Here is a 12,528-nt window from a genome sequence, read left to right as displayed (position 1 = left end):
TTCCTCTGACTGCTTATCTACATAAAACTTAGTAAGAGAATAAAAATGACTCTTATCAGCATCTCATCGGGTGTGAGTTCGTCAGGTCTTGTGATTGGTCAGAGCGGGAGCCTCTCTGCCATTCAGTACGATACAGCTATTGTGAATGGAGCGGTTACCAGCACCTCTCTGAACACCTCAGGTGCCATGACAGTCGCATCGGGTGGCATTGCAGACCTGACAGTGATCAATGGCGGCGCACAGGTCGTCAATTGGGGTGGCCGCGTCAGTGGCACGGTCATTGGTGATGCGGGTACGCAAACGATCTTGTACTCGGGTCTTGCTGACGGAACGCAGATCAACTCCGGTGGCAGACAATACATGTATGGCTTGGCCACCAACACTGTTGTTGCGGGTGATACAGCACAGCAGATTGTTGATAGCGGGGGTGTGGCCAGTGGCACAGTCCTGACTTCTGGTGGTCAGATGGTGATCAGGAAGAACAGTCTCGGCGCCAATGCCGTTATCAGTGGTACTGGAAAAATATCGTTGGGAAGTGCGGGATGGCTGAGGGGCAGCCTGACATTCACAGGAAACGGCAGCGGAACCCTGGCTGTTCTCGATCAGACTGTGGACGTGTCAAACACGGTCATCAGCGGGTTCAAGGCGGATGATGCGATTGATCTCGCCAGCATGCGTTACGTGAACAGCGCATCCGTCATACAGACCAGCCGAGCCGGTGTCGTAAAAATTGTCGCCGGAACAAGCTCTGCCTATTTGAAATTTAGCAGTGATAGCCTTGCAGGGCAGGTATTGCTGGCCCAGAATGACGGGGTCGGCGGTACGCAGGTTTATACAGCCAGCGGTATTCATCCTTTTACAAATGACATCACGCTGTACGGTTATTCTACCGCGACGCAGGTGACGGCCCAGTTCAGCCTGAATTCGTCTTTTGGCGGAACCTATGCCAATCTCGGCACTGGAGATCTGAGTGCTGACGGCAAAACCTATATTGTGTCTGGACGGCCTGAAGATGTGTCTTCGGCACTGACGAATCTGGCGTTTCTCCCCACCGCTGGCGGTACGGCCCCATCATCAATCAGTGTGGTGCTGAAAAACGAAACGGCACCCGTTTATGTAAAATTGAATACGACTCTGTCGCAATATCTGGCAGGTGGTGCTGGAAAGAACACGATTACCGGTGGTGCAGGTGCGGATACGCTGGCCAGTGGTTCTGGTGGCGGATATCTGTATGCCAGCGGTCAGGGAGATATCCTGATCGGCGGCAGAGGCGCCACTTTCTTTGAAGATGGTGAAGGCTATACCACTATTTTCGGAGGAAAAGGTCATGATTCGATTGTGGCGTCTGCCAATCATAATCTTCTGATGACCGGACTTGGCGGCTCAACTGTTAGTATGAAAGGGCAGGAAAATACCCTCTGGAGCAATGGTTCCGATACTGTTGTCGCATATGCAGGTGTCAATACGGTTATCGGAGCCGGAGAAGGTGCGCGGTTTCTGGTCGCAAACGGCCAATCATCACCGATATTTATCGGTATGGGAGGCAGCAATACCATTGTCGGTGCAGATGGAGCCTCCACCATGTTCGGTACGGCCGGCAGCCTCATTTATACCGGCGGTGGCTCTGGCAGTGGCCTGGTGCTGCTTGGTTCCGGCAGCAAGGGAGAGCTGTATGCAGGCAATGCCGGTACTATGCTGGCTTTTGGTCAGAGCGGTGCCACGCTGACTTACTACGGCGGGAATGGCAGCAGGGATACGATCCAGGGTGGAAGTGGTAATATCACGGTTGAGGGTGCCACGAACGGCACTTTCTTTGCTGGCAGCGCAGGATCGAACGTCATTGATGTCACCAAAAACAGCACTGTATTCGGCGGTGGTGAAGGAGATATCCTGAGATCCCATGGGGAAGGCAATGTTCTGCAGGCAGGTTCAGGGAATACAACCCTCAGCGGATATTGGGCGCCAGGTACAGTTATGTTTGCAGGAACCGGCAATGCCTTGATGGCTGGCAGTGTGAGCATGAAAGCTGTCGATATTTTTGCTTTTACCAATGGGCGTGGCGGTGGTTCCGATACGATCAGCGGTTTTGAAAAAGGGGTTGATCGCCTGGTCTTCAACGGATTTTCTGAAAAGCAGGTGGATGCCGCCTACTTTACGATGCGACCGGACATCGATGGCAATGTGCATTTTACCTTGTCGGACAATACTCATATCACGCTGCGAGGTGTACCGTTTCTGCTCCGAAGCGAGTTCGGTTGATACATTATAACCATGCCTGTCTGTTGTTTCTTAAGCCTCTATGGGCATGATGGTTTACAGGCATGAAACTGTGCTCAGATCGCGTTCACCGATGATATAGGGACCACCCGACAGCAGACGGATTGCCAGGAACCCGGTCGTACTGGATTGCCGTTCTGTAAGGTTCAGAAGCGCATCGCCCCGTGTCCAACGTGCCGAGGATAGAGTGTTATCGTGCCATCCCGGCAGATTGACGTCGGTCAGATGACTGGTGACAGGTCGACAGCGTCTGTTTTCCGTAAGGGTAATCTCCCCTACCTGCACGCCAAACAGACGCTGGTCATCTATAAACGGGCCGATCGATTCACACGGCCTGCTGGTACGGGATAGAAGACGCACACTGGAAATCCCCGGTGGAAGAAGAAATTCCTTCCAACCTTCCCTGGTATTGAGCAAAGGGGGGATGGGTCTGTCATCCGTCCCCAGCAGATAAAAAGCCGGGTCATAGGACAGAATCGCCCGAAACATGGCACGGCCAATGCCATGTATTCTGGAGCGTTGGCGAAGCCGATGAAAAATTGCCTCCACAATGGCGCGCTGTGTTACGATACGAGCTCTGTCGTCTGAAGCCCGCGAGGTGGGAAAAGAGAGCAGGCCGTCCTGCTGCCCTTCCTCTGTCCTGATGCGGGGCTGTCTGTGAATGACGGCCACCGACATCAGGGGGATCCCGTTCACGACAACGGGTGCCTGCTGCTCTGTCGCAAGCGTATAGGCATCGTATGCACTATGGGTGCGATCATAGGCGATGCTCCTTCCGTTTACCAGAGTGCGGGCTGGAACAGGATACCCGGCAATGATCAGGCACTGGTCGGGGGTCACGAAAGTTGTGCGGACAGGGATACCGTCCGCTATCGCATGGGGCAGAATACGGATGGGGTAGCCGGCCAGGGCATCCGGCAGGATTATATTGGGTATCACCCGCTGAAATCTGGTCCAGCATCTGGACATATTGGCCACGGAGGCACCTTGATCAAACCGCTCCACCGGGACTTCTCCCGTTGTGGTCAGGATCATGCTTCCTTTGAGAACGCTGCCTGCCACATGGCATTGTTCTCTCCCGATTATGTCTGCCGGAGAGAACTTTTTCAGCATGCGGTTTATGTCAACTGCCTCTGGAGAATAAAGAGCGTGATCATCATTCAAGATGGAGGAACCATTTCCTGCTACCAGAGCTAAGATAGATATGAAAGCTTGTTAAAAATTAAAAAAACAAAAGTTTTGTCCCATTATTTTTATAAAAAATAAATATAAATATAAATCAAATTTTAAAAAGCAAAACAAATTGAAAAAAGCCGACGGGCCGCAAAAGGGGTTACGTACGGCTAAGCACCCTTGGCCAGACACTGGATGTTCAAATCGCCCATCTGACGGCTTTCGGCTGTCACCGGGTTTTCATGGAAAAAGCCAGTGGTGCTGATGCAGGCCGGAAAAAATGCACAGGATGCTACGATTTTTTGCGGTCGGGTGATACGGTTTTGGTCACGCGGCTAGACCGGTTGACCCACAGCATATTCGATCTGTTTGCGATGATGCGGGAGAGCACGCGCAAGGGCGCAATGGCAGAGGGACGGGCGCGGTTGGTTGCCTGCAGAAGCTGGATATTCGCCGTCGGCGTCAGGCAGGCAAGTCTCTGCGGCATCTGGCGGAGGAATAGTGCGTCAGTTCCGTTCCATTTCCCGGGTGGCTGCCTGACACGGCTTCCTCCCGGAAAAAGGCGGTGCGTTGAGGTCAGCTTTGCGGGCGTAAGGCCGTGTGGCTGAGAGTGCTGAAGAAATCCATGACCAGGTGATCCGGGGCGCAGAAGACCGCGTGAGGATGATGGCCCGTTTCGCTTCTGGCGAAGCTGAGCGCGGAGTCACGGTTTTTGAAGATGCCTCCGACGGCTCCGCTTTGATCGCATACGACCCACCGTCCCTTGATGTCATGACCGACGATGAACTGTCTGGTGTCACTGTGACTGATACGGCCCATGATAAGGCTGGTCCTTTTCCAGTTCGTATGAAAGCTCAGACCACGCAATCCCTGCGTGAGCAGAAGGAGGGCTGAATGTTCTGAAAGGAATGCTTGGTCATGCGTGTTGGCTCCATCATGGATCATGCGCGGGGACAGATGCGTCCTGCGCCTTCCTGACGGTATTCAGGCGGGCATAGGCTTTCCATGCCATGCCCGCCTGTCCAGGATAGGAAAGTTATAGAGGAGGGCAGGCTCAGCCTTTTTTCTTTTCCCCCTTGGCCGGGGCTGGCGGCGGAGGTGGCGGCTCATGCGGTTGTGGCATGGGGGTGGTGGTGAGCAGATCCAGCCCCTCCTGTCTGGTGTCGGACAGCTTGCTCATGAACGCGGTCAACCCGTCCTGGCCGTAGGCGCGGCGGCTCAGCCCGAACAGCACGACGCCGCCATCCTTGGTCAGCGGCGCATAGCGGTAGGCATTCCACTCGACGATGGGGCCTTCCTTGGTTTCGCCGCTGATGAGGAAGTCCAGTATGGTGTTGCCGGTCTCCTGATTGTTCACCACCGTCAGCCGGGTGAGCGGATCGCGGGTTTTACGGCTCTGAAGCTGAAGGGCCATCAGATTGACGGATTGCTCGACCGTCATCGGGCCGCTGATGCGCTCGATCAGGAGCATGCTGTCGTAATGAGCGATGGTTTCGTCCGCCGGGATGTATTCCTGCTTGACATAGGCGGCTGTGGGATGCGCGCTCCACACCAGATGGTATAGCTTTTTTCCCATCAGGATCGGGCCGGGCAGGCCGAGATAATCGGTCGGCTGCTGTGCCGTTTTCAGGGTGTCGGCTGGTGGAGGGGACGGTAAGGGCGGAGGTGCGTAGGCCGGTGGTGAAGCCGCCTGAACCAGAGCTGGCCGGGCCATGGTAAAGGCAGCCATCATTCCGCAGACAGTCAGCAGGAGCGGATGGTAGCGATAGCGGCGTGTTCTGGCATGCATGGTCGGTATGGTTCCCAATGACTTCTCTGCATGCAAAAGACCAAACCGGTGGAGGGGTGACAAGGGTGAGAGGGTGTCTCGCAGACGATGACCGACTTGCTTATCAGGTCTATGATGACAGCATTCTGATGGTTGTCGTTCGCTGCGGGAAAGCATGACAAAACGGAGTTTAGAAGGCTACATCAAAAATATTCCGTTACAGATCAACAATTATTGCTTCCAAAATGAAGTGACTAGAGAATAACGTTTCTTTTCATACCGAATCAGAGAAGCGGCCCATCCTGGAGCCGCTTCCTGCTGATTTTTTTAACATCCCTGTCTCAAGCGGGCTTCTTTGCTTCCCGCTCCCAGAACCGCAGGGCGCCGCATGTTTTGAGGAACCTGGCGGCATCGTCTGCTTTTTCCAGTCTGACGAACCCGTCATCCTGCAAAGCGGGCTTGATCCCGGCGGCCTCCAGTAAAGTTTCGGCCTCCTTCGTGAAAGCAATGAACTTCGCATGGGCGAAGGCATCGCTGACGAAATCCCGCGCTTCCGGTTTTTGCGACAGCAACGCCGCGCCGTCGGTGGAAAGAAGCACAGCCACCGCGTCATACAGAACCGAGGGACCGCCTTCTACGCGCTGTTGGGCTTTGTGGGAGACGCCTTTGCTGTCGGTGATACCGCTGACAGTCGGGGCAATGAGTTCCAGTTGCGCCCCTTCCTTGTCGACCGCCTCAATCAGCGCCGATAACAACGCGGCATCAGCCCCGTCGCTGACGAGGAGGCCAAGTTTGCGGCCCTCGAAACGCTGCGGGCCATTGGCCACGATGCTGAGTGCCGCAGAGGGAGGCAGATCAGTGATGGGTGCCCGTGCCGGTTTCGGAGCATCCGGCAAAGCCTTCAGCCCCAGCCCGCCCGCCACCGCATCGGCCAGAGCCTCATCCACCAGCCGCAGATGCCCGACCATCCGCTCGCGGATCGCCGGCGTCTCCACTTTGCTGAGTTCAAAGGTGAAGGCATCCGCGATATGCCGTTGCTCGATCGGGGTCTGGCTGAGATAGAACTGGCGCGCCTGACTGTAATGATCGGCGAATTTCTCCGGCCTGGCGCGGCGCTTTTCGCCGCTTTCCTGCGCTGGGAAGCTGATATGGCCGCGTTGTGGGTCTTCGCGAGGGCCTCCCTCCGCCCCCCAGCTGTTCGGCTCGTAATTGGCGCGGCCTCTGGGGTTGCGCATCGCCATGTGGCCGTCCTGCTGGAAATTCTGCACCGGCACATGGGGCGCATTGATCGGAATATGCGTGAAATTCGGCCCGCCCAGGCGCTTCAACTGCGTGTCCAGATAGGAGAAATTACGTCCCTGCAACAGAGGATCATTCGTGAAGTCGATCCCCGGTACGACATTCTGGGTACAGAATGCGACCTGTTCGGTCTCGGCGAAGAAATTGTCCACCGGGCGGGTCAGCACCAGACGCCCGATGATGCGCACCGGCACATCTTCTTCCGGGATCAGCTTGGTGGCATCCAGTATGTCGAACGGGAAGGCATCGGCGAAGGCATCATCGAAAAGCTGAACGCCTACCTCCCATTCCGGGAAATCACCGCTGTTCAGGGCGCTCCATAAATCGCGGCGGTGGAAATCCGGATCGGCGCCGTTGATCTTCACGGCCTCGTTCCACGCCACGGATTGCAGGCCCAGCTTCGGCTTCAGATGGAATTTGACGTAGGTTGAATGACCCTCCGCATTCACAAAGCGGAACGTATGGACGCCAAACCCCTCCATAAAGCGCAGGGAGCGTGGAATGGTGCGATCCGACATGATCCACAGCGCCATATGCACCGCTTCCGGCATCAGGGAAATAAAGTCCCAGAAATTGTCATGCGCGGTCTGGGCCTGCGGAAAGGCGCGATCGGGGGCTTCCTTGGCGGCATGGATCAGATCGGGGAACTTGATCGCATCCTGAATGAAGAAAACAGGGATGTTGTTGCCGACCAGATCCCAGTTGCCTTCTTTGGTGTAGAATTTGATCGCGAAACCACGCACATCACGCGCCAGATCGGGCGATCCTTTGTTACCCGCCACGGTGGAGAAGCGCACGAAAAGAGGTGTTTTCTCCCCCTTGCGCTGGAAGATATCGGCTCTGGTAATATCGCTCAGGCTTTCGGTCAGCTCGAAGAAGCCATGAGCGCCATAGCCGCGGGCATGCACCACGCGCTCCGGGATACGCTCATGGTCGAAATGGAACATCTTCTCGCGGAAGTGGAAATCTTCCAGTAACGCCGGCCCGCGCGCATCAAGACGCAGCGTGTTCTGATCATCGCTGACCGGAATGCCCTGTTGCGTCGTCAAAACCGGATTGTTCTCGCCGGCGAGCTGGTGCAGTTCCCCGCCCAGCCCGTGCAGAAACGGGCAGCCCCCACCGGAGGGCAGCGGAGGCACCGAAGCAGAAGAGGAAGCCGGGCGGGAGGGGCGGGTGGGAGGGGCCATGGACGCGATCTCCTGTATCTCTCAACGTGTTCCGCACCTTGCCGTTCAGGGAATGAGACGAGCCGGATCGGCCCGCCGCGGCGAGGCATGTGCACGACAGAAGCAACGCAGCCCCCTTTGCCCCGGTGGCATCACGAAAATGTGAGGGGATCAGTATCCTATCGTAAAGCGCTGCCGGATATGGGCCGGGTGTTCCAGCTCATCCACCAGTGCGATGGCATAATCCTCGTAGGAGATGGAGGAACCATCTTCATGGCGCAGCACCTGATCTCCGCCGAGGCGGAATACGCCGGTGCGGCCGCCAGGGCCGAACAGGATGGAGGGGGAGATGAAACTCCATTCCAGATCACTGGCGGAACTGCGGAGCAGATCGAGAAACGCGACCCCATGTGAGGCTTCGAATTTATATTCGGCGGGAAAATCGGGATGATCGATCAGCTTGACGCCCGGCTCTGCCTCCAGACTGCCCGCGCCGCCGACCACCAGATAGCGTTTGACGCCTGCCTCCCGCACCGCACGCAGCAACAGGGCGGGATCAATGGTGGGGAATGGCAGTGCGCTGATCACCGCATCATGTCCACGCAGGACAGGGACGATGGTTTCGGTATCGGCTGCGTCCCCGGTCACGGCGGTGACGCCAGGCAGGGGAGGGACCGAGGAGACGTTGCGCGCAATCGCCGTCACGCGATGGCCGCGATCTGACAGCTCTTTCAGAATATGCGACCCGGCATTCCCGGTGGCACCAAGCAGGGCGATAAAGGACATTGTTCATCTTTCTGTCTGTTACAGGCGTGAATGAAAAATCTGTGTCAGCGTTTAGAATGAAAATTAAGGGATAAGGAAATAGAATGGGTTAAAAAATTTTATATGGTGCGAAAATTATATCCGGCAACCATTTCATTATATTTTTATTATTTTTTTTAACGAATAAACCTGATAACATATTTTTTATTTATTATTTATATTTGAATTTTTTTATTTATATTTATAATGACATTATATTGACTTTTTTCTGTTTTAAAATATAACAAAAAAATTTCGGGTGGGGGGAATAAATGTGGTTTTTTAATAAAAATTCAGTCTGGTTAATATCTTTTCTCTTTTTTATATCATCTTTGTTTATTGTGATTGCTTCGGGGGAAGTTTCGAGGCCTCTTTTAAAGGGTGATTTGTCTAATAATGCTGTTTTCAAGCCGGATGATTTTGTGATTTATAAACCATCGAGTGAAACGGTTTATATACAAAAAAAAGCTTTTGATAATATTATTGGTAAAGAAAATATGGTCCCTGTGTATGGACCAGATAAAGCGGTATCATTTAAAATAAAAGCAGGAAAAATGGAAAGCCTGCCCTTTTTGCCATCGCGTTGGATGGCTGTTCCTGTGATTGGAAAAGAGCAATTTGATATATTTATTTATGAAAGACGCCCGTACGTTGCATTGGTCTGTATTGCTTCAGGAAAACAGATTTCGCTTCTGAATGCTCTATCTGACAGTTGGATTTTGTCTATTGTACATGTGCCTGATGGTTGGTGCAATGGAGAGGCTAAGATTATTGCGCAATCAAATTCAGATAAACTCACAGTGGGATTTGGTACGCCACTTGAGATAAGCCCGCTTTTTGCTCTTGCAGAAGGGCCTGTAGGCATACTGGCTGGAATGATTATTGCGCTTACAGGTTTTTTGCTGATCACCCTTCCCTTCATATTGTATCTTGGTGTCAATGTTATGGCTCGCTTGGCCGCAATGACAATATATCAGGCTCTGGCAGGGTATTTGATTTTTGTGGCTGCATGGTTTTTGCATTCGTACATACTGTTGACCTTTATGGGGTGTCTGTTTTTTGTCGCGCCGTCAGCTGCCTTTTTATTCCTTCTAAAACGCAATGGATGCCAGTCAGATGAGCAGGCTGGTCGGTTATTTGGTCTCGGGATTGCTGTATTATTGGCTATTTTGATGATCCCAAGATTTCTTCTTCAGATCGGTGGAGGAATTTGGTTTCCATCCGTCGCATTATTTCCTGCATCATGGTCTACCGACAACCTATTGTCTATTATGACAGCCAAATCCTTTATTTTGCGCGGTGCAATGCACCCCGAATTTCTGAGCTTATGGTCTATGGCTGACAGGGGAATTGTTCAACCAGGGCAAATGTTGTCTCTTATGGCTCTTCCAGGTATAGGACCAGCTATTGTTGATAACATGCCCGGCTTCAATGCCCTTCAGATTTTTGGTGGCCTGATCCAGGGAATGATCATTCCGTTTCTTATATTCTTTTTGCATGATATTCTTGCTGTTCGCCTGAGGGCTGTTTGGTTGGCGGTATTGCTGGCATCAACACCATTTCTGATGTTTAACTCTTTTTATATATGGCCCAAGCTGAGCGGCGGTCTCCTGTTTCTGATTGCTGCGCTTGCTTTTGAGAATGCGCTCAAGACGAAACGGGTATTTCCGCTCTGTGTGGCTTTGCTTGCATTTATGTTGTCTGCCATGAATCACTCTGCAAATTTTTTTGCAGGTTTGGTATTCCCGCTTTATCTCGCTTTCACTTTGATAATAAGGCATCACCAGTTTGGTACCGTCATAAAGCTTGCTCACAAAGCAGCCCTGCCATTTCTTGGAACGGCAGCCATCTGTTTCGCGATGATCTATCTGGTTGGAATCATTGAACCAAAAAGCAGCTGGCCAGCACTTTTTTTGCTGACAGGACATGGGACTTTTGGATTGAATCATGTGCAGATGATCTCATCCATTCACGATTTTCTGTCGAAACTGACTTTTGCAGAATTTCTTTCTATAAAAATCGATGGATTTTCTAGTCTATTCTGGATGAGTAACCCGATTTACCATCGTGCTCACGCAGATTATTCCATTTTGGGTCTGTGGCGATCAGAGCAGATGTTTAGCCTGTTTTTGTCGTTCGGGCCGGGACTATTATTGCTTCTTATTGCCGGGATTGCTTCAAAATTCTGGCAACCGGGCCAAAATCTGGTGGTCAAAAACTCAGTATTGGAAGAAAAATCTGTTGAAGCGATAAAGATTACTAAAATATTTGGAGCAGCATCAGCCATAAATTTGATACTTTTTGTTTTGGCTTTTCAGATGCCCATGGCTGTTCATCATTTGCCATATGGTATTCTCCTTGGACTAATAGTGTGGATTTTTGCTATTTCTGCCAGATTGAAAGGTGCGCTTGTGGTGGCGGCATTCTTACAAGTCATGAACCTTCTATATGTCTGGTATTATGGATCATACATGGTATGGACCTATGAATTGCCTCGTCTTTTCCCGCATGGAGGTTGAATAACTGTAATGATCCTCAGTTTTTCGTCAACTGAACTGCCAGGTTTTCATTTATAAGGAACTGGGGATCCTTAGCGTCTACTTTCTATTGCTTCATCGCCATCCTCTCAAACGGCCGGAGCATCCGATCCATCCGTGGATCGCTCCAATCTTCAGTGAGCGTATCAGCGAAGCGGGCGAGGGGGCCGGTCATGGGCAGGGGCTGGCCGGTGCGGGCATCGGTGATGTGGGTGGCGACGAAAATCGGTGCGCAGGACTGACCATTTTCGTCGGGCCACGCGCCGGGATCGAGACGGCCATGGATCTCCAGCGGCGTGATCTGCGGATCACCCTGATGATCGAACCAGTGAAATTCTGCCTCCACACTGGTGGGGTAGCTGGGCATCGTGAAACCTCGGTCAAACGGAGCGGAACAGGCCGCGCCGTTTAACCTCTTTGAACCCAGTCAGTCAACACTAAATAGTGTTAAAATGACGTTTCGGGGTTAAACCCCGGCGACCTCGTTCCAGGGGATGACCCGGTAGATGCGCATGACGGTCCGGGCGTCGATCTCGATCTCTCCGGCGGGGTTGTACTGGTGCAGCACCAGCCGCCCGGCCGTGCGGCGCACCAGACGTTTCACCAGCGCGCGTGGTTCATCGTATTCTCCGTCCTGCACCACCACGACGACGTGGTCTCGCGGGGCGGCGGGGCGGGTGGGGTGGATGTAGATCAGATGGCCATGCTCCACCCATGGCTCCATACTGTCGCCCTCGACATACAGCGCGAACAGGCCGGGAATGCCGGTCAGGGGGCCGGGCAGGCGTGCCCAGTCCAGCGCCTGCGCACTGTCCGGCAGACCCGTTGCCCCCAGCGCGCCACCCTGTGCCGTGCCGAAAACCGGCACGCTGCGCAGAGAAAGCCCCGTGATCGGCGGTGGGATCGGCTGATCCGGTATGCGAACCTGGCCCTGTAATTTCCGGGCTGGCTGAGGGGATTTTTCTGCCTCCGTACCCGGTTGGTAATCGCCGAGGTAATCCGGGTCCAGCGTCAGCAAATCCACGCCCAGGCATTGCGCCAGACGTGGCAGGGCGCGGGAGCGCTGGGTCAGATTACGTTCGATTTTGTCGATCGTGGTCTGGGAGGTTCCGGCCTCTTTCGCCAGTGCGTCCTGAGACCACCCGCGCTGGATTCTGGCGTGCCGCATCCGCTCGCCCACTGTCATCTCTATGGGGAAGGAAAGCGGGGATCGGGCATCGGATGGATGGCTCATACTTGTCTCTTTAGCACAGCGTAAGGGGGTTGAAAACCACCATTTTAGTTATTTAGGTGTTGACGGGGTTAACCCCATAAGTTTTTAATGCCGCGCATGGTCGAGTCACAATCCCCTCCCGCTTCATCCCCTGCCTCCCTGTTCGCCGATGCGGAGGGGAAGGCGGGTCTGCCCCCGCGCCGATGCCTGTATTGCGGCGTGCTGTTCCCACGCTCGGCGGAGGATCGGTTCATTTTCCGCTGCCCTGAACACCGGGTGATGGAGGATTAG

11 protein-coding genes are annotated in these 12,528 nt (G+C 53.6%); 5 read left to right on the top strand and 6 right to left on the bottom strand.

Annotated features, from left to right (window positions below):
- Positions 1-45 precede the first annotated feature (45 nt).
- Positions 46-2,259 carry an adhesin gene (locus tag GbCGDNIH6_RS08085; protein WP_157692382.1) on the top strand — a complete coding sequence of 738 codons (2,214 nt, stop codon included), beginning with the start codon at positions 46-48 and terminating at the stop codon, positions 2,257-2,259.
- A 54-nt stretch (positions 2,260-2,313) separates the two neighbouring features.
- On the opposite strand, the gene GbCGDNIH6_RS08080 is transcribed toward GbCGDNIH6_RS08085, so the two are convergent.
- Positions 2,314-3,312: a Hint domain-containing protein gene (locus GbCGDNIH6_RS08080; RefSeq protein ID WP_157692381.1), complete on the bottom strand. Its 999-nt coding sequence runs from the start codon at positions 3,310-3,312 to the stop codon at positions 2,314-2,316.
- A 329-nt stretch (positions 3,313-3,641) separates the two neighbouring features.
- On the opposite strand from GbCGDNIH6_RS08080, the gene GbCGDNIH6_RS08075 reads away from it, so the two are divergent.
- Both GbCGDNIH6_RS08075 and GbCGDNIH6_RS12450 read left to right on the top strand, forming a co-directional pair.
- Positions 3,642-4,058, top strand: a complete 417-nt coding sequence (locus tag GbCGDNIH6_RS08075) for a recombinase family protein (protein WP_081370043.1) — start codon at positions 3,642-3,644, stop codon at positions 4,056-4,058.
- Complete coding sequence (locus GbCGDNIH6_RS12450) at positions 4,051-4,344, top strand: hypothetical protein (protein ID WP_157692380.1); 294 nt, start codon at positions 4,051-4,053, stop codon at positions 4,342-4,344. The genes GbCGDNIH6_RS08075 and GbCGDNIH6_RS12450 overlap by 8 nt, the downstream gene beginning before the upstream one ends.
- Before the next feature lie 160 nt (positions 4,345-4,504).
- Here the strand turns inward: GbCGDNIH6_RS12450 and GbCGDNIH6_RS08065 are convergent, their stop codons facing one another.
- From GbCGDNIH6_RS08065 to GbCGDNIH6_RS08055, 3 genes are all read right to left on the bottom strand, one after another.
- Complete coding sequence (locus GbCGDNIH6_RS08065) at positions 4,505-5,239, bottom strand: hypothetical protein (protein WP_072563512.1); 735 nt, start codon at positions 5,237-5,239, stop codon at positions 4,505-4,507.
- Between the two features lie 320 nt (positions 5,240-5,559).
- Positions 5,560-7,704, bottom strand: coding sequence for a catalase (locus tag GbCGDNIH6_RS08060; protein WP_095413403.1), 2,145 nt, complete (start codon positions 7,702-7,704; stop codon positions 5,560-5,562).
- Positions 7,705-7,854: 150 nt separating this feature from the next.
- Positions 7,855-8,469, bottom strand: coding sequence for an NAD(P)-dependent oxidoreductase (locus tag GbCGDNIH6_RS08055; RefSeq protein ID WP_072563511.1), 615 nt, complete (start codon positions 8,467-8,469; stop codon positions 7,855-7,857).
- 290 nt (positions 8,470-8,759) lie between these two features.
- Between GbCGDNIH6_RS08055 and GbCGDNIH6_RS08050 the strand changes: the two genes are divergently transcribed.
- Entirely contained in the window at positions 8,760-11,006 is a 2,247-nt protein-coding gene (locus GbCGDNIH6_RS08050; protein ID WP_157692379.1) for a hypothetical protein, read from the top strand.
- 85 nt (positions 11,007-11,091) lie between these two features.
- On the opposite strand, the gene GbCGDNIH6_RS12445 is transcribed toward GbCGDNIH6_RS08050, so the two are convergent.
- Positions 11,092-11,391, bottom strand: coding sequence for a hypothetical protein (locus GbCGDNIH6_RS12445; RefSeq protein ID WP_157692378.1), 300 nt, complete (start codon positions 11,389-11,391; stop codon positions 11,092-11,094).
- A 99-nt stretch (positions 11,392-11,490) separates the two neighbouring features.
- A complete protein-coding gene (locus GbCGDNIH6_RS08040) occupies positions 11,491-12,258 on the bottom strand; it encodes an XRE family transcriptional regulator (RefSeq protein ID WP_081370041.1) in 768 nt (255 codons plus the stop codon).
- Positions 12,259-12,354: 96 nt separating this feature from the next.
- Here GbCGDNIH6_RS08040 and GbCGDNIH6_RS12590 point away from each other — a divergent pair, with 96 nt between their 5' ends.
- On the top strand, positions 12,355-12,528 hold the full coding sequence (locus tag GbCGDNIH6_RS12590; protein ID WP_198355734.1) for a hypothetical protein: 174 nt from the start codon (positions 12,355-12,357) through the stop codon (positions 12,526-12,528).

Origin of the sequence: Granulibacter bethesdensis (assembly GCF_001889525.1) — a bacterium.
GTDB classification, from domain to species: domain Bacteria; phylum Pseudomonadota; class Alphaproteobacteria; order Acetobacterales; family Acetobacteraceae; genus Granulibacter; species Granulibacter bethesdensis_C.
The sequence above is the reverse complement of the archived record's forward strand: the minus strand, read 5'-3'. Positions and strand labels throughout refer to the sequence as shown.